The sequence below is a fragment of the Synechococcus sp. CCY 9618 genome, assembly GCF_019038415.1.
In the GTDB taxonomy this organism is placed as follows: domain Bacteria; phylum Cyanobacteriota; class Cyanobacteriia; order PCC-6307; family Cyanobiaceae; genus Cyanobium.
Genome location: NZ_JAFKRG010000009.1, coordinates 61,818 through 85,466, shown reverse-complemented (window position 1 = coordinate 85,466; position 23,649 = coordinate 61,818). Strand labels below are relative to the sequence as shown.

The following is a 23,649-nucleotide window of genomic DNA, read 5'->3' as shown; positions in this document are numbered from 1 at the left end:
GATCGGACGCCCCGGAGGACCGGCGCCTGGCCAGGCTCCAGGCCCTGGGCCCCGCCCGGGCACGCTTCCGCGAGCTGATCGGCAAGGTGGGCAGCGGTGAACACACCAGCACGGGACTGGATCGGAAGGAAGCCGCTGAGGCGATGGAGCTGATGCTCAGGGGGCTGGTGGATGACGCCCAGATGGGTGCCTTCCTGATCGCCCATCGCATCCGCCGGCCCCATCCCACGGAACTGGCCGGCATGCTCGACAGCTACCGGCGTCTGGGGCCGGTGCTGGAAACGCCGGGACGGCGACCTCTGGCCTTCGGAGTGCCGTACGACGGCCGCAGCCGCACCGCGCCGCTGCTGCCGCTGGTGGCCCTGGTGCTGGCCAGCGACGGCCTGCCGGTGGTGCTGCACGGCGGGGGGGCCATGCCGGTGAAGTTCGGCATCACCCTCGCCGAACTCTTCGAGGCGATCGGCATCCCGTCGACCGGTCTGCCGCTGGGCGAGGTGCAGGGGCGTCTCGATCACCATGGACTGGCCCTGACCCATCAGCCCGACCATTTCCCGCTGGCCGAGCGGCTGGTGCCGGTGCGGGATGCCATCGGCAAACGGCCGCCGGTGGCAAGCCTGGAGCTGCTGTGGACGCCCCACCGCGGCGACCACCTGCTGGTGAGCGGCTTCGTCCATCCCCCCACGGAGAGCCGGGCCTGGCAGGCCCTGGAGGCCTGCGGAGAAACCGATGTGCTCACGGTGAAGGGCCTGGAGGGGTCCACCGACCTGCCCACCTCCCGGGCCGGGATCACCGCCAGGGTGCACCGGGGCGTGCCGGAGCGGATCCTGCTCCACCCCCGCGACCACGGCATCACCGCCGCCGAGGTGCCGTGGCAGAGCCTGGAGGTCTGGCGCACCCAGGCTCTGGAGGCCCTCCGCGGGGAGGGTGCCCTGATGCCGGCGCTGCGCTGGAACGTGGCGGCCTACCTCTGGTTCGGCGGCCGCTTCGAGCACCTCGAGGATGCCCTGGTGCAGGCGACGGCTCTGCTGAGGGCCCGCAGCGGCGAGCGCCTGCGGCGGGAGCTGGTGGGCTCGGACGACCGCTGAGCAGGCCGCGCGGACCTTCGGGTCCCGACACCCGGACACGTGTAGCAATGGCCACAGCCCAAGGCCCGCACCCAATGATGGGATGAACCCAGTGGTCAGCATCTGCGCCGCGCAAGAACCTGGGCGCATTCTTTATCGGAAGCCAGGGTTAATTCCTTATACCCTGATCCATGTTAGGCGAACTCTGGTCTTTTCAAGGACGATACCGAACCCTGCATCTCACCTGGTTCGCATTCTTCCTCACCTTCGTTGTCTGGTTCAACTTGGCCCCACTGGCCACCACGGTCCAGGCTGATTTCGGACTTTCCGTTCCCCAGATCCGAACCCTGGCCATCTGCAACGTGGCCCTCACGGTGCCGGCCCGGATTCTGATCGGCATGCTGCTCGACAAATTCGGGCCGCGCATCACCTATTCCACTCTGCTCGTCTACGCGGCCTTTCCCTGCCTGTTGTTCGCCACGGCGCAGGACTTCAATCAACTCGTGATCGCCCGCCTGCTGCTCTCGATCGTGGGGGCTGGTTTCGTCATCGGCATCCGCATGGTGGCAGAGTGGTTCCCGCCCAAGGAGATCGGTCTCGCAGAAGGGATCTACGGCGGCTGGGGCAACTTCGGGTCCGCCTTCTCGGCCCTCACCCTGGTGATCGTGGCCGGCTGGCTCTCCTTCTCCGGCGGCGCCGACCTCGGCGGTGTGGTGCTCAACTGGCGCGGCGCCATTGCCCTCACCGGCATCATCGCAGCCGTCTATGGCGTCATCTACTTCTTCAACGTCTCCGACACTCCCCCCGGCAAGACCTACCAGAAGCCCGCCAAGACCGCGGGCCTGGAAGTCACCTCCATGAGGGACTTCTGGGGCCTTCTCGGCATGAACGTTCCCTTCGCGGCGATCCTGGTCGTGCTCGCCTGGCGCCTGCAGAAGGTCAACTTCCTCGATGCCGGCGGCTACACCCTGGCCCTGCTGCTGGTGCTGGCCTGGTTCATTTTCCAGACCTGGGGCATCATCCGCACCAACAGCGATCTGATTTCCGGTGCCAAGACCTATCCCAAGGAGGATCGCTACGACTTCAAGCAGGTGGCTGTCCTGGAGCTCACCTACATCGTGAACTTCGGCTCCGAACTGGCTGTGGTGTCGATGCTTCCCACATTCTTCGAAACCACGTTCTCCCTGCCCAAGGCCACCGCCGGCATCCTGGCCTCCGCCTTCGCTTTCGTGAACCTGGTGGCCCGTCCCGGCGGTGGGCTGCTCTCCGATCGCCTCGGCAGTCGCAAGAACACCATGGGCTTCCTCACCATGGGTCTGGGGATCGGTTACCTGGTGATGAGCCTGATCAAGCCCGGCACCTTCACCGGCGGCGTGGGCATTGCCGTTGCCGTGGTGCTCACCATGGCCTGCTCCTTCTTCGTCCAGGCCGGGGAAGGGGCCACCTTCGCCATGGTGCCGCTGGTCAAGCGCCGGGTCACCGGCCAGATCGCCGGCATGGTGGGGGCCTATGGGAATGTGGGCGCCGTGGCCTACCTCACTATCTACAGCCTCCTGCCAGTGTGGATGGGCGGTGATACCAAGGACCCCTCACCGGCCATCGTGGCGGCTTCCAACAGCGCCTTCTTCCAGGTGCTCGGAATCGCAGGCCTGATCGTGGGGTTCCTCTGCTACTTCTTCCTCAGGGAGCCCAAGGGATCCTTCGCCGAGGAGCATGAGGGCGAAACGGCCGTGGCCCAGGCCTGAGCCAGTCGTCTGTCCGCGGAGGCCGGGGCAGTTCCCCGCCTCCGCCCCAACGCCCGGGAGATTCCCCTTTCCCAGAACGGAATTCGTCCTTGACGGTCCCCTGCTTCGATGGCTGAGACCACTGCCCCCACAGCCGCAGCCCGCACCCAGTGCCCCTACTGCGGGGTGGGTTGCGGACTGGAGATGCTGCCTCCCGCCGTGGCCGGGCAGAGCGTGCGCCGTGATGCCGAAGGCACGCCGATGTGGACGGCCCGCGGCAGCCGGACGCACCCCTCCAGCCTCGGCCAGGTGTGCATCAAGGGGGCCACGGTCGGCGAGACCCTCTCAAGGGGGCGTCTCAGCGAGCCCCTCTACCGCCCCAGCCTGGGGGAGGCCTTTGAGCCCATCGGCTGGGAGGCCGCCCTCGAGCTGCTGGTGGGCCGCATCCGCCACAGCCTGGCCACGCGGGGCCCCGGGGCGATCGCCATGTATGGCTCCGGCCAGTTCCACACCGAGGACTATTACGTCGCCCAGAAGCTGCTCAAGGGCGCCCTGGGCACCAACAACTTCGACGCCAACTCCCGCCTCTGCATGAGTTCGGCGGTGGCGGGGTACACCCGCAGCCTCGGCTCCGATGGCCCCCCCTGCTGCTACGAGGACCTGGACCACTGCAGCGTGGCCTTCCTGATCGGCACCAACACCGCCGACTGCCATCCGGTGCTCTTCCAGCGACTGGTCAAGCGCAAGAAGCGCCATCCCAGGAGCGTCACGATCGTGGTGGTGGATCCCCGGGCCACCGACACCAGCCGGGCCGCCGATCTCCATCTCGCCATCGCTCCTGGCACCGATCTGGCCCTGCTTCACGGCATCGCCCACCTGGTGCTGCGTGAGGTGGGCTTCGACAGCGACTTCATTGAGGAGGCCACGGATGATTTCGCGGCCTATGCCGAACTCGTGGCGGCGTGGACGCCCGCAAGGGTGGCAGCTCTGTGCGGCATCCCCGAAGAGCAGCTGCGTGCCGTGGCACGCCTCTGGGGATCCCGGCGGGGCATTCTCAGCCTCTGGTCGATGGGGGTGAACCAGCGGCGCGAGGGCACCGCCGTGGTGGGGGGACTGATCAACCTCCACCTGCTCACCGGCGAGATCGGCCGGCCCGGTGCCGGGCCCTTCTCGCTCACCGGCCAACCCAATGCCATGGGCGGTCGGGAAGCCGGAGGCCTGTCCCATCTGCTGCCGGGTTACCGGCTGGTGACCAACGGCGAACACCGGGCCGAGGTGGAACGGGCCTGGGGCTTCGCGCCCGGTTCGATCGCCTCCCGGCCCGGTCTCACCGCCTGGCAGCAGGTGGAGGCCATGGAGGCCGGCGCGCTCGATCTCTGGTGGGTGGCGGCCACCAACCCGCTGGTGAGTCTGCCCAACCTGGAGCGGGTGAAGGCGGCGATGGCCCGCTGTCCGCTGGTGGTGCTCAGCGAGGCCTATGCCGGCAGCGAGACGGCCCACTACGCCCACCTGCTGCTGCCGGCTGCCCAGTGGAGCGAAAAGGCCGGCGCCATGACCAATTCGGAGCGGCGGATCACCCACTGCCCGGCCTTCCGTCCGCGCCACGGCCAGAGCCGGCCCGACTGGGAGGTGTTCGCCGACGTGGGTCGGCGGCTCGGCTTCGAGGCGCAGTTCAGCTTCACGTCCGCCGCCGAGGTCTATGCCGAGTTCGCGGCCCTCAGCGCCGGTCGGGTGTGTGACGTCTCGGGCCTGAGCCACGACCTGCTAGAGCGCGAAGGGCCCCAGCAGTGGCCTTTCCCCACCGGCTCCGCACCGGACTCCGCCTCCAGGCGGCTCTACACCGACCAGCGCTTTCCCACCCCCTCGGGCCGGGCCCGCTTCGTGGCGGACCAGCCCCTGGGACTGGCGGAGCCCTCCTGCGACACCTACCCCCTGGTGCTCACCGTGGGTCGCTACCTGGGCCAGTGGCACACCATGACCCGCACCGCCAAGGTGGAACGCCTGCAGGCCATGCATCCGGAACCTCTGCTGGAGATCCATCCCCAGGATGCGGAGCGTTACGGCATCGAGGATGGCGCCCTGGCGGCCGTCACCTCCCGCCGCGCCGGCCTCACCGTCAGGGTGCAGGTGACCGATCGAATCCGCCTCGGCTCAGTGTTCCTGCCGATGCACTGGGGCTTCAACCAGGAACCGGCCTGTGAAGCCAATGCCCTGATGCATGAGCAGGCCTGCCCGATCTCCGGCCAGCCGGAACTGAAGGCCACGGCCGTCTGCGTGGCCCCCGCCACGGCCGGGGGCCACCCGGCCCATTGAGAAGTATCAAGAACTACAGAATGTCGTGACGGTGGCCAGGTGGCGCTGGGGCGGGCGGCGTTCGGTGTCATCGGCTGCGGACCTCTGCCCCCCGGGCCCTGCAGGATGCGCCCATCAATGAGTTGCTGCAGTGCGTCTGGCGATTTCCCTGGGTCTGCTTCTGGGCATCGGCCATGGCTGGCTGGCCTCCGACCAACGGCTGCAGACCACGCACCAGACCCCCGGGAGCTGGCTTCAGTCCGTCCGGCCCGCCCAGGCGCCCTTTCCATACTGAGGGGGTGCCGCCGAGTCCTCCCATGACCCAGATCAGGACCTCCACCCGCCCGGGTTCCACGCCCCTCGGTGTCGCAGCGGGTTTCCTGGGTGCCTTCGTCGTGGCCTCCCTCGCCGTCCAGCTGATTCGCGAAGCCCAGCCTGCCGCCGGCACCGCATCCGCCGGACCCGCCCCCGTGCTGGCCCACCAGGCGGCCCTCTGGGAAACCCTGGGCAAGCCCTGAACGGCTGAGGCTGACCCTCCGGATGTCGTGGGGCCCACTGATGCTGGGCACGATGGCCACTGGGCTGCTACCAGCTAGGGAGACCTCCGCCTTCGCGGCGCCGTCCCCCAGCCCGTGAGCCATGCAAGACCCCAACGGCAGCTTTCCGATTGATCTGGGAGCCTGGCGTCCCCTGGCCCTCGACCCAGCCGAGCCGCGGCTGAGCGCCGAACAGCGCGACACGCTGGCGGCCAACATCCGCCTCTGCCGCGACGCGATCGTGTTCTTCACCGCCACCGGCGCCGCCCGGGGGGTGGGGGGCCACACGGGCGGCCCCTACGACACCGTCCCGGAGGTGATGATCCTCGATGGCTTCTTCCGCGGGGCCCCCGAGCGTTTCCTGCCGGTGTTCTTCGATGAGGCCGGCCACCGGGTGGCCACCCAGTACCTGATGGCCGTGCTGCGGGGCCATCTGCAGGCCTCCGACCTGCTGCACTACCGGGCCGCCCACTCACGCCTGCCCGGCCACCCCGAGCTGGGCCTCACCCCGGGGGTGGAGTTCAGTTCCGGCCGGCTGGGCCACCTCTGGCCCTTCGTGAACGGCGTCGCCCTGGCCCACCCGGGCCGCACCCTGTTCTGCCTGGGCTCCGACGGCGCCCAGCAGGAGGGGGACGACGCCGAGGCGGCCCGCTTCGCCGTGGCCCACGGCCTGAACGTGAAGCTGGTGATCGACGACAACGACGTCACCATCGCCGGCCACCCCTCCGAGTACCAGAAGGGCTACGACGTGGCCCGCACCCTCGGCGGCCAGGGTCTGGTCACCCTGGTGGGCGACGGCGAGGACCTCGACGACCTCTACGGCCGACTCTGCACCGCGGTGGCCAGCGATGGCCCGGTGGCGGTGATCAACAAGCGGGCGATGGCCGTGGGTATCGAGGGGCTGGAGGGCTCCACCCACGGCCATGACGTGATCCCCGTCGACCTGGCGATCACCTACCTGGAGCAGCACGGCCAGGACGCGGCCGCCGCCTATCTGAAGGCCATCGAAAAACCGGTCAATCCCTACATCTACCTGGGCTCGAGCACCCACACCGCCGCCAACCGCAACATCTTCGGCGACACGGTGGTGTCGATGCTCGCCCCGATGGAGGCGGCCGAACGCAAGACCACGACCCTCTGCGTGGACAGCGATCTGGAAGGCTCCTGCGGGCTGGCCCAGATCCGCAAGGCCTATCCGGAGATCTTCGTCAGCGGCGGAATCATGGAGCGCGGCAATTTCTCCGCCGCCGCGGGTTTCGGCATGCAGAGGGGGCGGCAGGGGATCTTCGCCACCTTCAGCGCCTTCCTGGAGATGTGCATCTCCGAGATCACCATGGCGCGGCTGAACGGCGCCCATGTGCTCTGCCATTTCTCCCACGCCGGCGTGGACGACATGGCCGACAACACCTGCCATTTCGGCCTCAACAATTTCTTCGCCGACAACGGCCTGGAGGACGACCATCACCCCACCCGGCTCTACTTCCCCGCCGACGGCGGCCAGATGAAGGCCTGCGTGGAGGCCGTGTTCCACGATCCCGGCCTGCGCTTCGTCTTCTCCACCCGCTCCAAGGTGCCCGACCTGCTTGATCGGGAAGGGCTTCCCCTGCACGGTGAGGGCTACGTGTTCGAACCGGGCCGCGACGAGGTGGTGCGCGAGGGGGATGCCGGCACGATCATCAGCTTCGGCGCCTGCCTCTACCGGGCCCTGGATGCGGTGGAGAAGCTGCGGCTGGAGGGCATTGCCATCCGGTTGATCAACAAGGCCAGCCTCAACGTGGTCGATGAAACGATGATGGCGACCGTCGGCAACTCGCCCTTCGTGCTGGTGGTGGAGTCCTTCAACCGCCGCACCGGCCTGGGCAGCCGTTTCGGCACCTGGCTGCTGGAGCGGGGGTACCACCCCAGGTACGCCCACCTGGGCACCTGGCGGGAAGGCTGCGGCGGCCTCTGGGAGCAGATCCCCCATCAGGGCATCGACAGCGACGGGATCCTCAGCCACGTGCGCGCCCTGCTCGCCTGAGCGGACCGCAGGGCGTTTTCACCTCAACGCCCTTAACGGGCCCTTGAGGCAATCGTTCTAGTGTTCAGAACGCATCAAGAGGAGTTCAGGCCCATGGTGTCCACCTCCCTTCCCGCCGGAACCACGACCACCCCCCCCGATGCCGAGCAGGAGCTCAACCTGCTCGACGCCTGGTGGCGCGCCGCCTGCTACCTGGCGGTGGGGATGATCTACCTGCGCGACAACCCGCTGCTGGCGGAACCGCTGCGCCACGAGCACATCAAGACGCGACTGCTGGGTCACTGGGGTTCTTCCCCGGGCCAGGCGTTCCTCTGGGCCCACGCCAACCGGGTGATCCGCCGCCACGACCTCGACATGATCTATCTGTCGGGGCCGGGTCACGGTGCTCCGGGCGTGCTGGGCCCCACCTATCTCGATGGCAGTTACAGCGAGGTGTATCCGGACAAGAGCCGCGACACCGAGGGGATGCAGCGCTTCTTCAAGCAGTTCTCCTTCCCCGGCCACATCGGCAGCCACTGCACCCCGGAAACCCCCGGTTCGATCCATGAGGGCGGTGAACTGGGCTACGTGCTCTCCCATGCCTGCGGGGCGGTGTTCGACAACCCCGACCTGATCGCCCTGGCCTGCGTGGGCGACGGGGAGGCCGAGACCGGCCCCCTGGCCACCTCCTGGCACATCAACAAGTTCCTCAATCCCATCGGCGACGGGGCGGTGCTGCCGGTGCTGCACCTCAACGGCTACAAGATCGCCAACCCCACCCTGCTGGCGCGGATTCCGCGGCAGGAACTGGCCAGCCTGATGCGCGGCTACGGCTGGGATCCGATCTTCGTGGAGGGCAGCGATCCGATGCCGATGCACCACGCCATGGCAGCGGCGATGGAGCAAGCGGTGGGCCGCATCCTTGAGATCCGTGCCCAGTGCCGCGCCAGCGGTGAAGCCGTGCGTCCCGCCTGGCCGATGATCGTGCTGCGCTCCCCCAAGGGCTGGACCGGTCCTGCCGAACTGCATGGCAAGAAGCTTGAGGGCTTCTGGCGTTCCCACCAGGTGCCGTTGCCCGCACCGAACACCGATCCAGAGCAGCTGAGGATGCTTGAGGACTGGATGAAGAGCTACCGGCCCTGGGAGCTGTTCGATGCCGGGGGGACCCTGATCCCGGAACTGCAGGCGCTTTCACCGCAGGGACCGCGGCGGATGGGCTCCAACCCCCATGCCAACGGAGGCCTGCTGCGGCGCAAGCTCCGCCTGCCTCCCATCGAGAGCTACGCCGTGCCCGTCGAGGCACCCGGAGCCACGGAAGCGGAGAACACCTACCCCCTCGGGGAGCTGCTGGGCGACATCATCCGCGCCAATCCCGATTCGATGCGGGTGTTCGGCCCCGATGAAACCGCCTCCAACCGCCTGCAGGCCATCTACGCGGTGAGCAAGAAGGTGTGGATGGAGGACTTCCTGCCGGAGGATCTCAACGGCAGTGAACTGGCCCGCGAGGGCCGGGTGGTGGAGATGCTGAGCGAGCACACGCTGGTGGGAATGATGGAGGGCTATCTGCTCACCGGTCGCTACGGCTTCTTCCACACCTATGAGGCCTTCGCCCACATCATCGCCTCGATGTTCAACCAGCACGCCAAATGGCTGGAATCCTGCAACCTGCATGCTCCCTGGCGTGCCCCGATCGGACCCTGGAACTGCCTGATCTCCTCCACGGTGTGGCGCCAGGACCACAACGGCTTCACCCACCAGGACCCCGGCTTCATCGACCTGGCCGGCAACAAGAGCGGCGAGGTGGTGCGGGTCTACCTACCCGCCGACGCCAACTGCCTGCTGGCGGTGGCGGAGGAGGCCCTGCAGGACACCAACGTCTGCAACATCATCGTCTCCGACAAACAGAAGCACCTGCAGTACCTCACCATCGAGCAGGCCCGGCGCCATGTGGCCAAGGGGATCAGCATCGTCCCCTGGGCCAGCAACGACGACCAGGGGACCGAACCGGATGATCCCGATGTGGTGATGGCCTGCGCCGGCGACGTCCCCACCAAGGAGACCCTGGCGGCGGTGGAGATCCTGCGTTGCGAGATCCCCCACCTGCGGATCCGGGTACTGAACGTGGTGAAGCTCTTCGCCCTCACCCAGCCCAGCGAGCACCCCCACGGGCTGAGCGACCGGGACTTCGACACCCTGTTCACCACTGACCGGCCGGTGATCTTCAACTTCCACGGCTATCCCTGGCTGATCCACCGGCTCACCTACCGCCGCACCAACCACCCCAACTTCCACGTGCGCGGCTACAAGGAGAAGGGCAACATAAACACGCCCTTAGAACTGGCGATGAAAAACCAGATCGATCGTTTCAATCTGGTGATTGACGTGATCGACCGGGTACCCTTCCTGCGCTCCCGTGCGGCCCACGTCAAGGAGCGGATGAAGGACGCGATCCTGTCGCACAGAGAGTATGCCCATCTCCACGGCACCGATGCCCCGGAAGTGACTGACTGGCGCTGGACCCTGCCGATCGCCGAGGACTGATGACAGGCGCCGCCACTGCGGGAGCGGTGGGACATGGGGAGGTTCTGGTGCTGAACACCGGCAGCTCCAGCCTCAAGGCCTCCGTGCTCTCACGCTCCGGCGCCTGCCTCTGGAGGGAACAGCGCAACTGGAGCGCAGCCGCTCAGGAGGCGAACGCCCCGGAGGAGGGCCTGGACGAGGTGCTCGAAGGCTGGCTTCCCGAGGCGCTCACACCCTGGGGTGATGGGCTGGTTCTGGCCGGCCATCGCGTCGTCCATGGCGGCGAACGTTTCACGGCGCCCATCCGCCTCAATCCTGAGGTGCTGCAGGCGCTGGAAGAACTGGTGCCCCTGGCTCCGCTGCACAACGGTCCGGCCCTGCGGGTGATGCGTTGGCTGGGGGGCTGGAAACCCGATCTCCAGCAGTGGGCCTGCTTCGACACGGCCTTCCACAGCACACTGCCACCAGAAGCCCACACCTATGCAATCCCGGCCAGCTGGCGCGAAGCGGGCCTGCGACGGTTCGGCTTCCACGGCCTCAACCATCAGCATGTGGCCGAAACCTTGGCCCGACTCCGGAACGATCCGGACGGCCGTGCTTCCCTGCGGCTGATCAGCTGCCACCTCGGCGCCGGCTGCTCCCTCTGCGCCATCCGGGGGGGGCGCAGCATCGCCACCACGATGGGCTACACCCCCCTTGAAGGGCTCGTGATGGCCACCCGCAGTGGTTCGCTGGATCCGGGGCTGATGCTGCACCAGCTGCGCCAGGGGCTCACGGTCGAGGCCCTCGATCACGCCCTGCGGCAGGAGAGCGGGCTGCTGGGCCTGTCAGAGCTGAGCGCCAGCATGAAGGACCTGCGCCTGGGCGCCGCAGAGGGCCACCGAGGAGCCCAGCTCGCCATCGAAGTGTTCCGCCACCAGCTGCTGCAGGGGATCGGGGCGATGGCCGCCTGCCTGGAAGGGGTCGACGTGATCGCCCTCACCGGTGGCATCGGCGAAAACGACGCGGCGCTGAGGGACGAACTGGAGCAGCGGCTGGCCTGGTTGCAGCCGTTCGAGCTGGTATGTGTGCCTGCCGATGAGGAGGGCGTCATCGCCAGGGATTGTCTGGCGGCCGCGGCCCGGAGCCACGGACCGTGAGGGGAAACGGATGCTTCCTCAGGCGCGCCGCCAGGATTCCCGGTGCATCCAGCTGATCCAGTCGGCGGAGATCTGCTTGGGGCAGACGGCCTCGCATTCCAGGTTGCTGCTGCAGCTGCCGAAGCCCTCCTCAGTCATCCGGTCCTGCATGGCGCGGGCCCGGTGGCGACGCTCCGGCTGCCCCTGGGGCAACTGGCCCAGGTGGGCCAGCTTGGCGGCCACGAACAGGCTGGCCGACGCATTGCGGCAACTGGCCACACAGGCACCGCAGCCGATGCAGGCGGCCGTGTCGAAGGCCCCGGCCGCCTGCTCACGGCCGATCAGCAGGGCATTGGCTTCGGGGGCGCTGCCAGTGTTCACCGAGCAGTAGCCGCCGGCGACGATGATCCGATCGAAGGCGGAGCGGTCCACCGCGAGATCCTGGAGCACCGGAAACGCCCGGGCCCGGAAGGGCTCGAGCGTCAGCGCGTCCCCGTCGCGGAACTGGCGCAGATACAGCTGGCAGACGCTGGTGGCCCGCTGGGGCCCCTGGGCCTGGCCGTTGACCAGAAAGCCGCAGGATCCGCAGATCCCTTCGCGGCAGTCGTGCTCGAAGCCCACCGGCCGCTTCCCGGCGGTGATCAGTCGTTCGTTGAGCAGATCGAGGGCCTCCAGCAGCGAGAGGTCGGTGGACAACCCTTCCAGGGCATGGGTCTCGAAGCCGCCGGGGTCGGCGGGTCCGGCCTGGCGCCAGATGCTCAGGGTGAGGGAGACGGTGGGCATGGTCGGGCCGTGGAGGGCGCCGGAGCGGGCCTCGATTCTGACGGCCCGGCCCAGGCTCCCGGCACGGCGATGATGTCGTTCCACGTCATCCCTGCGGCCCGGCCCACGGCCTCCAAGAAGGAGGTGTCAGGCTCATGGAATTTTCAGGTTCAACGGCCCGAGTGTGGGTTGATCCGGTCCGTCAGGAAGCGTGAACGAGCATCGCAAGCTGGTTGTGGAACTTCGCCGGTCGATGGGGCGCCTGGAGGCTGCCCTGGGCACCATCAGCGATGCCCTGGTGATCACCAGCAGCGAGGGAAGCGTGCTCTGGTGCAACGCCACCTATGCCCGGCTGGTGGAGCGGGCGCCCCCCGGGCTCCTGGGGGAGTCGATCTACGACCAGCTGCCCCGCGACTGCGACAGTGCTCCGCTGCTCAACCCGGCCCAGGTGAAGGAAGCCGGCGATCAGGGCGGCCAGATCACCAGGGTGCTGCAACGCCACAAGCTGCGTGCCCTGCAGATCGAATGGAAACCGGTCTGCACGGAGCGGCTGCGGCCTCTCATCTTCTGCTTCCGGGATGTGAGCGCCCTGCTCTCCTACGAGCAGCTGCGGGTCGAGGCGGAACGGATCGAGCGACGCCGCCAGCAGACCGAGAATCTCAACCAGGCCCTGGAGCTCGAACGCCTGGCCCTGGCCACCAAGGTGATGGAGTGTCCGGTCACCGGGCTGCCGAACCGCCGCGGACTCCATGTCAGCCTCAATGCCGCCCTCAGGGCCCAGCGGGAGAGTGGCGGCCGCATCACGATCCTGTTCTGCGATCTCAATGGCTTCAAGGAGATCAACGATCTTCACGGCCATCAGGTCGGGGATGAGCTGCTGATCGAGATCGGGCGCCGGCTGCAGCGGGCCCTGCGCCACGGGGACATCCTGTCGCGCCTGGGAGGGGACGAATTCGTGATTCTCACGATGGGGGTCTTCGATCAGGGCGATGCGCTCCAGATGGCCATGCGACTCATGGACGCCGTGGGACAGCCCTGGTCGGTGGAGGATCACACGATCCGGCCCTCGATGAGCATCGGCATCAGCCTCTCGGACGATCCGGAGATCGCGATCGACGAACTGATCCGCCGTGCCGATCTGGCGATGTACGAAGCGAAGACCAGGAGCGCCCAGCCCATCTCCTTCTACCAGCCCTCCATCGACAGGAAGGTGAAAAAGAACATCCACCTGCGCCATCAGCTGGAGGACGCGATCCTGCACGAGGCCATGTTTCTGGCCTATCAGCCGATCGTGGATCTGCGCGATCTCAGGCCGCTGGGCATGGAGGCCCTGCTGCGGCTCGGAGGCACCGCCTCGCCGATCGCGACCCCGTCGGAATTCATTCCGCTGGCCGAACGCACCGCCCTGATCCTGCCGATCGGCCGCTGGGTGATCGTGGAAGCCCTCAAGCAGCTCAACACCCTCCGCGCCGGTGGTTCGCCGGTCACGATGGCGATCAATGTGAGCCCGCTGCAGCTGAAGGAAACCGGCCTGTGCGACTTCTTCCTCACCCAGGCGGAACATGCCGGTGTGGACCCGTCCTGGACCGCCATCGAAGTCACCGAAAGCATCCTGATCGAACATCCCGACCTGGCCGCCTCCGAGCTGCGCCGGTTGCGCGAAGCCGGCGTCAAGGTGCACCTCGACGACTTCGGCACGGGGTACTCGAGCATGTCCTGGCTGGCACGGCTGCCGATCGACACCATCAAGGTGGACCGGAGTTTCATCGCCGATTTTCTGGTCAACCACCGCAAGGCCGTGGTGCTCGAGGCGATGATCCGCCTTTCCAACGACCTGGGCCTGGGCCTGATCGCCGAAGGCATCGAGACCAGCGAGCAGCACACGGGCCTGCTTGCCCTGGGCTGCCATCAGGGGCAGGGATTCCTCTTCGGCCGGCCCGAGCCCGTCATCGGTAGTTTCGCTGCGTTGGCCTGACGCGCTCGTACACCAGCGGCTCGGTGTGACGCACTGGTGTCTGCCCGGCTCGATGTTCCCAGGCGGCGATGTGGGCGAAGCGATCGTCATCCCGCAGGGCTTCCCCCTCCGCTGTCTGGTGTTCCTCCCGGAAGTGGGCGCCACAGGATTCCTGCCGCTCCAGGGCATCCCTCAGCATCAGATCCGCCAGACCGAAGAAATCCTCCAGCCGCAGGGCTTTCTCCAGTTCTCCGTCAAGGACTCCGCCCTGCTCGGGAACGCGCACGTCGCTCAGGAAGCACTGGCGCAGATCCTCCAGTGCCGTGAGGGCCTCCGTGAGGCGATCCCCCCGGCGGCTGATGCCGCAGGCTTCGATCATCAGATGACCCAGCCTCCGGTGGAACAGGTCCACGGGTTGGGTTCCCCCGCTGCTGCCCAGCGCCGTGATGCGCCCCTGCACCGCCGCCAGCGCCTCACGACAGGCGGGATGGTCGGTCGGCAGCTCCTCGCCCGGCCGTCCGGCCAGCCAGGCGGTCACCGTGGCCGGGGCGATGAAGTAGCCATCCGCCAGGCCCTGCATCAGGGCACTGGCCCCCAGCCGGTTGGCCCCGTGCTCGGAGAAGTTGGCCTCACCGAGCACGAACAGACCGGGCACCGAACTCATCAGGTGATAGTCGACCCACAGCCCGCCCATCGTGTAGTGGGGCGCGGGGTAGATCCGCATCGGCGTGGTTCTGGGGTTGTCGCCGGTGATCCGCTCGTACATCTCCAGCAGGTTGCCGTAGCGGGCCTCGATCGCCGTGGCGCCATCCCGGTCGAAGGCCTCGGCGAGATCCAGGTAGACCGACCGCCCTCCGGGACCCACCCCCCGCCCCTCCAGGCACAGCTCGCGGGCCCGGCGCGAGGCCAGATCGCGGGGCACCAGATTGCCGTAGGTGGGGTATTGGCGCTCCAGGAAGTAATCCCGCTCCGCCTCCGGGATGGCCGCGGCCGGCCGGTCGTCGTCCGGCCGCAGCGGCAGCCAGATCCTGCCGTCGTTGCGCAGGCTCTCGCTCATCAGGGTGAGCTTGCTCTGGTGGGCGTCGCCGCTGGGAATACAGGTGGGGTGGATCTGGGTGAAGCAGGGGTTGGCGAAACAGGCGCCCCGCCGGTGGGCCTGCCAGATGGCCGTGGCGTTCGACTTCAGGGCGTTGGTGGAGAGGTAGTAGACGTTCGAATAGCCCCCGGTGGCCAGCAGAACCGCATCGGCGCTGAGCACCTCCAGCGCGCCGGTCGTCTGGTGACGGCAGACCACACCACGGGCCACGCCGTCGTGGACGATCAGGTCGAGCATGTCGCGACGGCAGAGCAGCTCCACCCGCCCGGTGGCCACCTGGCGGAGCATGGCCTGGTAGGCGCCGTAGAGCAGCTGCTGGCCCGTCTGGCCGCGGGCATAGAAGGTGCGGCTGACCAGGGCGCCGCCGAAGCTGCGGTTGGCCAGCGTGCCGCCGTACTCCCGGGCGAAGGGAACCCCCTGGGCCACGCACTGGTCGATGATCGCGCCGCTGATCTCCGCCAGCCGGTGGCAGCCGGCCTCCCGGGCCCGGAAGTCACCCCCCTTCACCGTGTCGCGGAACAGGCGCTCGACGCTGTCGCCGTCGTTGGCGTAGTTGCGGGCGGCGTTGATGCCTCCCTGGGCCGCCACCGAGTGGGCCCGGCGGGGACTGTCGTGGTACGTCACCACCTGCACCCGGTAGCCCTGCTCGGCCAGGCTGGCGGCGGCGGAGGCCCCCGCCAGGCCGCTGCCCACCACCAGGATCCGCAGCCGCTGCTTGCGGCTCGGGCTGATCAGCGGAAGGTTCTCACGGCAGCGCTGCCAGGCGGTGTCGATCGGACCAGCAGGGAGGCGCGGATCCAGGCGCGGGGAGCCGTTCATCCGCCGGCCCCCGCCATCACCGCCGGTCTCAGCACCAGGGCCACGGGAATCAGCGTGAAGCCAGCTCCCAGCAGCAGGGCCAGCCCCCGGCCGGCCAGGCGCAGGCTGGGGGCGGTGGCCGGGGCCAGGAGCCCCAGCCGTCGGGCGGCGCTCTCACCGCCATGCAGCAGGTGCATCCCCAGCGCCGCCCCGGCAGCCACGTAGAGGGCCAGGCTCCAGGGAGAGGCCAGCGCGGCCCGCACCGCGGCCAGCTCCGCACCCGCCGGCGGCCGGTCCCAGCGCAGCTGAGCGAGGTGCAGGATCAGGAACAGCGCCAGCACGGCTCCGCTCCAGGGAATGGCACGGGCCGCCAGCGCCGCCAGGGGTTCCCATGGCCCCTGACGACGACTGCGCAGCGGGCCCGCGACCGGCCCCCTGGCCTGGCGGTTGGCCAGGACCCGCCGCAGGGAAAGCAGTGGATGGCCCAGAACCGCCGCCGCCAGGACGACCTCGATCCAGGGGAGCCAGGCCTGCCGGTGCAGTGAGTCCGCATAGCGCTCAAAGGCCGCCGGATCCACCAGGGCCACGGCCACGCCACCCAGGTGGAGGGCCAGGAAGAGCACGAGCGCCAGGCCGGAAACGGCGATCCAGACTCCCTTGATCATTGGATGCAGGTTGACGTCCCGTGCATCGGAGGTGCCGGAAAGCGCATCACCTCGACCCTACGATGGGTCAGCCAGGCCTGGGGGGACAGCGATGAAGCGGCCCGGCACGTCGCCTCTGGTCAGCGTCATCGTTCCCAACTTCGAGCACGCGCCCTTTCTGCGCGAGCGGCTGCGCTCCATCCTCGAACAGTCCTTTCAGGATTTCGAACTGATCGTTCTGGATGATGCCTCCCAGGACGATTCGCTCCAGGTCATTCGTGACACCCTCCGGGACCATCCCCACCGACTGATCCGCAACCCTGTCAACTCAGGCCAGCCCTGCTCCCAGTGGCTGAATGGGCTGCGCCATGCCACGGGTCGCTATGCATGGATCGCCGAATCGGATGACACCTGCTCACCCCTGTTTCTGGAGCGATTGGTGCGTGCCCTGGAAGAGGGCTGTGTGCTGGCCTACTGCCGGACCACCTCCATCAATACTCAGGGCGATCCCTTCTCCACGGATTTTTTCTGGCCGGACACGTTTGATCCCGTGCGCTGGCGCTCCCCGTTCACGCTCGGCGGAGCCGACCTGTGTCGTGCCTACATGGCCCGCGGCAATGTGATCGCCAATGCCAGTTCCGTGGTGTTCCGCAAACCCGATGACTCCCTGCTGGCCGCTCTGGAGCAGGCCGTCGCGGGCAGACGCTGCACCGGGGACTGGCTGTTCTGGACCCTCTATCTGATGCGAATGGGGGGATCGGTGGACTTCGAATCCGAAGCGCTCTCCAGCTTCCGTTTTCACGAAGGAACCACCCGCAGCATCGCCAGTCGCCAGAAGGAAACAGGGCGTTTCGGCGAATACTCCACCGCCATCGCAACGATCCTGCGAATCACTCGCCCATCGCCGCGGTGGCACTGGTTTGAGGTGGCCACCAGCGGCGACTGGGACTGGCTTCTCAACGAATATCTCTTGCAGTACAGACCTTCTCTGAGCGAGAAGCTGTTCCTCCTGATCGTCCACGGCCCCCTGCGCCTGGGGCTGTACGTTCGCCTGCTCCAGTGCCCAGCTCTGCGTCGTCGCTACCTGCGCTGGCCCACCGCCTGAAGCCGATCGGAGCCGGTCCGGGGGCGGCGCCAGATCCTGCGGGTATCCTTCAGGCTTCCTGGAGGGTGCGTTGAGAGTCGCCTTCGCCCACTACAGCCAGGCGAACGACATCAGCGGCGTCACCACATGGGTGCTCACCCTGGCCAGGCGACTGGCGGCAGATGGTGTCCCCGTGGCCATCCATTTCGTGATCGCACCCGGGGAACCGCAAGGGGAGCCCTCCCTGTTCCAGGACCTGCGCCAACGGGGCATCCATGTGTCCTCGGCGCCGCGGCGGCCGACCCTCAAGGACGACACCCGGGAAACCCTTGCCTTCCTGAACCACTGGCAGCCCACGGTGTTCCTGCCGCAGTGCAAGCCGGCGCACTATGCGGCGGCGGCTGTGGCAGGCGCCTGCGGCCTTCCCTGGGCACTCACCATCCATTCGGATGACCCGGATTACTGGTCCACGGTCAGACAGTTCGGTGGATCCCGCGACGGAAGCGCCATCGTCAGCGTTTCGGAGCACATCCAGGGCGAACTGAATCGCAGAGCCCCCGATCGGGCGTCCAGGGTCATTCCTTACGGGGTGGCCATTCCCGAATGCACCACCACCTACCGGAATGATCCTTTCCAGGTGGTGTTCAGCGGCAGGCTCTGGGAGCACCAGAAACGGGCGTCCCTGGTGATTCAGGCCCTGATCGGCGCCTGTCAGGACCATGGGGCCATGCGGGCCACGTTGCTGGGTGAGGGCTATGCCCGCCGCGACTGCGAACGGCAGGTGGCCGAGGCCGGCCTCACCGCCAGGATCACCTTCACCGGATCCCTTCCGCCTTTCGAGGTCATGGCCCGGCTGCTGGAATCCCAGGCCATCCTGCTGATGTCCGATTTCGAGGGGCTGCCCATCGCCCTGCTGGAGGCGATGGCGGCGGGCGTGGTTCCGGTGGTGCGCCGCATCCCCAGCGGCATTCCCGAACTCGTGACCCATGAGCACACCGGCCTTCTCGTCTCGGAGGATCCCGGCGAGGCCGCGGCGGCCCTGGTGCGACTGGCCGGTGATGCCGACCTCTGGCGGCGCTGCTCCACGGCGGCCCGGGAGCGGGTGGCGCGGGGCAACAGCGCCGACACCAGCTACGCCCAGTGGCGCGAGGTTCTGGAGCAGCTCGACCGGCAGCAGGCCGCCGCCCCGTCCAGCCCCTTTCCTCTGGACACCCGCAGGATCCCCAGCCTTCGCCAAATCGATCCAGCGATGCACCAGGAGTACAGGAGAGCGGTTCCGCTGCGTGCGGCCTTCACCCAGGCCCTGCGCACCGGCATCGCCCGGTCCAAGCATCGGCTCAAGCGTCTTCTTCCCCCCCACCCCTGAGGCGGCCGCGCCGGCCAGGCCTTGCCCCCCGGCGTGGGAAGGTGCCCGGGATCCAAGGCCCCCTGCCGTGCGCCTCTCGCGCCCCTCCACCCTCCTCTGCGCCTTCCTGACGCTGCTCAACGACCGGCTGGGGGAGAGCATCGTGTTTCCGCTGCTGCCCTTCCTGCTGGCGGGCTTCACCGCCGACGGCCGCACCCTCGGCCTGCTGGCGGGCAGCTATGCCATCGCCCAGTTCGCCTTCACGCCCCTGATCGGGGCCCTCAGCGACCGCTACGGCCGCAAGCCCGTGATCACGGCCTGCGTGGCCGGGTCGGTGCTGGGGCTGGGCCTGTTCGCCCTCACGGTCAGCCTGCCCTGGAGCCGCCTCTGGCCGGAGGCGGCCGCCAGCGGCCTCCCCCTGGCCCTGCTGTTCGCCGCCCGGCTGATCGACGGGGTGAGCGGCGGCACCGCCGCCACCGCCGCGGCCGTGCTGGCTGACATCTCGACGCCGGAGCGGCGGGCCCGGGCCTTCGGCCTGATCGGCGTGGCCTTCGGGCTGGGGTTCATCCTCGGCCCGGCCCTGGGCGGGCTGCTGGGCGGCATCGACGTGACCCTGCCACTGCTGCTGGCGGTGGGCTTCGCCGTGCTCAACCTGGTGGTGGTGGTCACCCTGCTGCCGGAGACCCATCCGCCGGAGGCGCGGCTGCCCCTGCCACGCCATTGGGAACTGCAGCCCTTCGGCCAGCTGCAGCGGGTGTTCGCCAATCCCCGGGTGCGCCGGCTCTGCGCCGCCTTCTTTCTTTTCTTCCTGGGCTTCAGCGGCTTCACCGCCCTGCTGGTGCTCTATTTCAAGCAGGTGTTCGGCTGGGGGCCGGGCCTCTCCGCCGGGGCCTTCCTTGTGGTGGGGGTTGTGGCCACGGTGGTGCAGGGGGGCCTGATCGGTCCGCTGGTGCAGCGGCTGGGGGAATGGCGCCTCACCCAGATCGGCCTGGGCTGCGTCATGGCGGGCTTCCTGCTGGTGCCCCTGGCGGAGCGGGCGAACGCGGTGCCGGTGGTGTTCACGGCCGTGGCCCTGCTGGCCCTGGGCACGGGCCTGGTGACCCCGAGCCTGCGCAGCCTGGTGTCCCGGCGCCTTTCCGACGAAGGCCAGGGCGCCGCCCTGGGCAGCCTGCAGGGGCTGCAGAGCCTGGCCAGCTTCCTCGGCCCGCCCCTGGCGGGCCTGGCCTACGAGACCATCGGTCGCCGGAGTCCCTTCTGGCTGGGCATCCTGCTGATGGCCGTGGTGGTGTGGCTTGTGGCCGGCAGGGCCCCCCGTCAAGCGGAGGCAGCACCCTGAGGCTGCAGCCGCCATTGCTACGTTGCCTGCTTCCGTGGCCGTGGAGCCCAGCGCATGTCGTCGCAGCCGGTCGTCGCCCCTGATCTGTACATCAACCGCGAGCTGAGCTGGATCGACTTCAACCACCGGGTGCTCTCCCAGGCGCTCGATGAACACACACCGCTGCTGGAGCAGGCCAAATTCAGCGCCATCTTCAGCAACAACCTCGACGAGTTCTTCATGGTGCGGGTGGCTTCGCTGAAGTCCCAGCTGGAGGCCGGGATCTCCACCCGCAGCGATGACGGTCGGACCCCCCAGGAGCAGCTGGAGGCCATCCAGGCCAAGCTGCGGCCCCTGCTGGAGATGCAGCAGCAGCACTATCGCCACTCCCTGAAAACCCACCTGGCCGAGTACGGCGTCCAGCTGCTCGACTACCTGCGCCTCAACGAGCAGCAGAAGGCCTGGGCCGACGAATACTTCCGCAAGGCGATCTTCCCGGTGCTGACGCCCCTGGCGGTGGATCCGGCTCACCCGTTCCCGTTTCTCAGCAACCTCAGCCTCAACGTGGCGGCCCTGATCCGCGACCCGGACACCGGCCGCCAGCAGTTCGCCCGGGTGAAAGTCCCCCAGAAGATCCTGCCCCGCTTCGTGCCGATCCCCACCGACCTCAGCGGCATCGCCCCCTCCCCGGGCTTCACCGCCGTACCTCTGGAGCAGCTGGTGGCCTTCAACCTGCGCTGGCTGTTCCCGGGGATGACCATCGAGGGGCACTACTTCTTCCGGATCACCCGCGATGCCGACCTGGAACTGCGGGACCTGGAGGCCGATGACCTGATGGAGGCCCTGCAGGAGGGCCTGCGTAAACGACGGGTCGGCGGCGAGGTGGTGAGGGTCGAGGTGGCCGACGAAATGCCCGAGGAGGTGGTCCAGCTGCTGATGGAAGGCACCAACGTCGAGCCGGAGGACGTCTACCGGACCAACGGCCCCCTCGGCCTCGATGACCTGATGAGCCTGATGGCGATCCCCCTGAGCCAGCTGCGGGACGCCCCCCACAAGGGCCGCACCGTGCCGTCCCTGGTGCGCGCCCAGCGGAGCCAGCTGGAGGACGGTTCGATCAAGCAGGAGGAGTTCGAGAGCATTTTCTCGGTGCTGCGCCGCGGCGACGTGCTGCTCCATCACCCCTTCGACCTTTTCTCCACCTCCCTGGAGGAATTCCTCAACCAGGCCGCCAACGACGCCTCGGTGCTGGCCATCAAGATGACCCTCTACCGCACCTCGAAGGACACGCCCGTGGTGTCCTCCCTGATCCGGGCCGCCGAAAACGGCAAGCAGGTGATGGCCCTGGTGGAACTCAAGGCCCGCTTCGATGAGGACAACAACATCCAGTGGGCACGCCAGCTGGAACGTTCAGGGGTGCATGTGGTCTATGGCGTGCTGGGTCTCAAGACCCACACCAAGGTGCTCCTGGTCGTGCGCCGCGAGAAAGGGGCTCTGCGCAGCTACGTGCACATCGGAACCGGCAACTACAACTCCAAGACCTCCTCGCTCTACACGGACATCGGATTACTCACCGCCCGTGAGGACTTCGGCCAGGACCTGGTGGAACTGTTCAACTACCTGACGGGTTTCTCCAAGCAGCAGAGCTTCCGCAAGTTGCTGGTGGCTCCCGTCACCCTGCGCAAGGGCATGGAAGGCCTGATCCGCCGGGAGATCGAGCATGCCAGGGAGGGCCGGGGCGGTCACATCCGGGCCAAGATGAATGCGCTGGTGGATCCGGCCATCATCGCCCTGCTCTACGAAGCCTCCCAGGCAGGGGTGCGGATCGAACTGATCATCCGGGGCATGTGCTGCCTGCGGCCCGGTGTGGAAGGGGTCAGCGAAGGCATCAGCGTGGTGAGCGTGATCGGTCGCTTTCTCGAGCATTCCCGCCTCTTCTGGTTCGGCAACGGCGGGCAGCCGGAAATGTTCTTCGGCAGTGCCGACTGGATGCCCCGTAACCTCGATCGCCGCGTCGAAGCGGTGGCCCCCATCGAGGACCCGCAACTGCAGAAGCAGATCGAGGCCCTGCTGGAGCTTTACCTCAGCGATACGGGCGCCTGGCACATGCATGGCGATGGACACTTTTCACAGCGTCAGCACGACGGGGAACCACAACTGACGCAAGCCTTTCTCATGGAACGCTGGCGTGGCGGCTTGCCCATCGGGGTGAAAAGCGTAGCCACCACGACATAAGCAACGTTACTCAGCCAATACACAGAAAACCTTCCTGCTCGCACTGGTTTACGCCTTGCTGCGGTGCTACATTCCGGCCAAATTCATTCGGGAGCCTGGGGTGATGGGGACACCTCTGCATTCCGCCATCTCTCTGCTCAAGAGCAGTGGGGAGGGATCGTCCTCAAAAAGGACGAAACCCAGCGGCGGTTCTGTCAGCGCAAAATCAGCACCACGTCAGGGGGGTCGGCTCAGTGCCGATTCGATTGGCTGGTATCTCAGCACCATCGGCCGTGTGCCGCTTCTCACACCGGCCGAAGAAATCGAACTGGCTCACCACGTCCAGGCAGGCAAGACGCTTCATGCCCTGGCCGAGGAAGAGCTCACGCCGCGCCAGAAGCGCCAGGTGCGGATGGGTCAGCGGGCGCGCGACCGCATGATGGCTGCCAATCTCAGGCTCGTGGTGAGTGTGGCGAAGAAATATCAGAACCAGGGGCTGGACTTGCTCGATCTCGTCCAGGAAGGAGCCATCGGCCTGGAGCGGGCTGTCGACAAGTTTGACCCCGCCATGGGCTACAAATTCTCCACCTACGCCTACTGGTGGATCCGTCAGGGGATGACGCGCGCCATCGACAACAGCGCCCGCACGATTCGCCTGCCGATTCACATCAGTGAGAAGCTCTCCAAGATGCGGCGCATCACCCGGGAGCTCTCCCACCGGCTCGGGCGCCAGCCGAACCGGCTCGAGCTGGCCCACGCCATGGGGATGCGGCCCGAGGAACTGGAGGAACTCATCACCCAGAGCGCCCCTTGCGCCTCCCTCGACGCCCATGCCCGGGGCGAGGAGGATCGCAGCACCCTGGGTGAGCTGATCGCCGATCCGGCCAGCAACGAGCACTTCGACTCGATGGATCGCCATCTGCAGAAGGAGCACCTCGGCACCTGGCTGTCCCAGCTCAACGAACGGGAGCAGAAGATTCTGCGGCTGCGCTTCGGGTTGGAGGGCTCCGAGCCCCTGACACTCGCCGAGATCGGCCGCCAGATCAACGTCTCCCGCGAGCGGGTGCGGCAGCTGGAGGCCAAGGCGATCATGAAGCTGCGCCTGATGAGCAATCTCCACCAGGCCGCCTGAGCGACATCTCCCTGCTGGCGTTGGCAGCTTCTACGGTCCCCCATGGGTGGGCCCA

The 23,649-nt window shown here is 67.7% G+C and carries 16 protein-coding genes; 13 read left to right on the top strand and 3 right to left on the bottom strand.

What is annotated here, in order from left to right:
* Nucleotides 1–44 precede the first annotated feature (44 nt).
* From KUG41_RS01835 to KUG41_RS01805, 7 genes are all read left to right on the top strand, one after another.
* Complete coding sequence (locus tag KUG41_RS01835; RefSeq protein WP_254216768.1) at nt 45–1,085, top strand: anthranilate phosphoribosyltransferase; 1,041 nt, start codon at nt 45–47, stop codon at nt 1,083–1,085.
* 170 nt (nt 1,086–1,255) lie between these two features.
* A complete protein-coding gene (locus KUG41_RS01830; RefSeq protein ID WP_216900489.1) occupies nt 1,256–2,809 on the top strand; it encodes an MFS transporter in 1,554 nt (517 codons plus the stop codon).
* 108 nt (nt 2,810–2,917) lie between these two features.
* Nucleotides 2,918–5,101, top strand: a complete 2,184-nt coding sequence (locus KUG41_RS01825; RefSeq protein ID WP_216900487.1) for a molybdopterin oxidoreductase family protein — start codon at nt 2,918–2,920, stop codon at nt 5,099–5,101.
* 296 nt (nt 5,102–5,397) lie between these two features.
* A complete protein-coding gene (locus KUG41_RS01820) occupies nt 5,398–5,598 on the top strand; it encodes a hypothetical protein (protein ID WP_216900485.1) in 201 nt (66 codons plus the stop codon).
* A 121-nt stretch (nt 5,599–5,719) separates the two neighbouring features.
* Nucleotides 5,720–7,636 (top strand): transketolase C-terminal domain-containing protein, encoded by a 1,917-nt coding sequence (locus tag KUG41_RS01815; protein ID WP_216900483.1) that lies wholly within the window; start codon nt 5,720–5,722, stop codon nt 7,634–7,636.
* Between the two features lie 93 nt (nt 7,637–7,729).
* Nucleotides 7,730–10,156 carry a phosphoketolase gene (locus KUG41_RS01810; RefSeq protein WP_216900481.1) on the top strand — a complete coding sequence of 809 codons (2,427 nt, stop codon included), beginning with the start codon at nt 7,730–7,732 and terminating at the stop codon, nt 10,154–10,156.
* Complete coding sequence (locus KUG41_RS01805) at nt 10,156–11,274, top strand: acetate/propionate family kinase (RefSeq protein ID WP_216900480.1); 1,119 nt, start codon at nt 10,156–10,158, stop codon at nt 11,272–11,274. The genes KUG41_RS01810 and KUG41_RS01805 overlap by 1 nt, the downstream gene beginning before the upstream one ends.
* An 18-nt stretch (nt 11,275–11,292) precedes the next feature.
* Here KUG41_RS01805 and KUG41_RS01800 read toward each other — a convergent pair whose 3' ends face one another.
* Nucleotides 11,293–12,036: a succinate dehydrogenase/fumarate reductase iron-sulfur subunit gene (locus KUG41_RS01800; protein ID WP_216900478.1), complete on the bottom strand. Its 744-nt coding sequence runs from the start codon at nt 12,034–12,036 to the stop codon at nt 11,293–11,295.
* A 190-nt stretch (nt 12,037–12,226) separates the two neighbouring features.
* Between KUG41_RS01800 and KUG41_RS01795 the strand changes: the two genes are divergently transcribed.
* Nucleotides 12,227–13,990: an EAL domain-containing protein gene (locus KUG41_RS01795; protein WP_216900476.1), complete on the top strand. Its 1,764-nt coding sequence runs from the start codon at nt 12,227–12,229 to the stop codon at nt 13,988–13,990.
* On the opposite strand, the gene KUG41_RS01790 is transcribed toward KUG41_RS01795, so the two are convergent.
* Both KUG41_RS01790 and KUG41_RS01785 read right to left on the bottom strand, forming a co-directional pair.
* Entirely contained in the window at nt 13,962–15,884 is a 1,923-nt protein-coding gene (locus KUG41_RS01790) for a fumarate reductase/succinate dehydrogenase flavoprotein subunit (RefSeq protein ID WP_216900474.1), read from the bottom strand. The genes KUG41_RS01795 and KUG41_RS01790 overlap by 29 nt on opposite strands.
* Nucleotides 15,881–16,528 (bottom strand): succinate dehydrogenase, encoded by a 648-nt coding sequence (locus tag KUG41_RS01785; protein ID WP_216900472.1) that lies wholly within the window; start codon nt 16,526–16,528, stop codon nt 15,881–15,883. The genes KUG41_RS01790 and KUG41_RS01785 overlap by 4 nt, the downstream gene beginning before the upstream one ends.
* A 91-nt stretch (nt 16,529–16,619) precedes the next feature.
* Between KUG41_RS01785 and KUG41_RS01780 the strand changes: the two genes are divergently transcribed.
* The 5 genes from KUG41_RS01780 (at nt 16,620) to KUG41_RS01760 (ending at nt 23,594) form a co-directional block, all read left to right on the top strand.
* Entirely contained in the window at nt 16,620–17,612 is a 993-nt protein-coding gene (locus tag KUG41_RS01780; RefSeq protein WP_216900470.1) for a glycosyltransferase family 2 protein, read from the top strand.
* A 70-nt stretch (nt 17,613–17,682) separates the two neighbouring features.
* A complete protein-coding gene (locus KUG41_RS01775; protein WP_216900469.1) occupies nt 17,683–18,957 on the top strand; it encodes a glycosyltransferase family 4 protein in 1,275 nt (424 codons plus the stop codon).
* A gap of 67 nt (nt 18,958–19,024) precedes the next feature.
* The gene (locus KUG41_RS01770; RefSeq protein WP_216900467.1) at nt 19,025–20,272 is read left to right on the top strand and encodes an MFS transporter; all 1,248 of its coding nucleotides are present in this window, start codon (nt 19,025–19,027) and stop codon (nt 20,270–20,272) included.
* Between the two features lie 54 nt (nt 20,273–20,326).
* Nucleotides 20,327–22,483, top strand: a complete 2,157-nt coding sequence (ppk1, locus tag KUG41_RS01765; protein WP_216900464.1) for a polyphosphate kinase 1 — start codon at nt 20,327–20,329, stop codon at nt 22,481–22,483.
* 103 nt (nt 22,484–22,586) lie between these two features.
* Entirely contained in the window at nt 22,587–23,594 is a 1,008-nt protein-coding gene (locus KUG41_RS01760) for a sigma-70 family RNA polymerase sigma factor (protein ID WP_216900462.1), read from the top strand.
* The last annotated feature ends 55 nt before the right edge of the window (nt 23,595–23,649 follow it).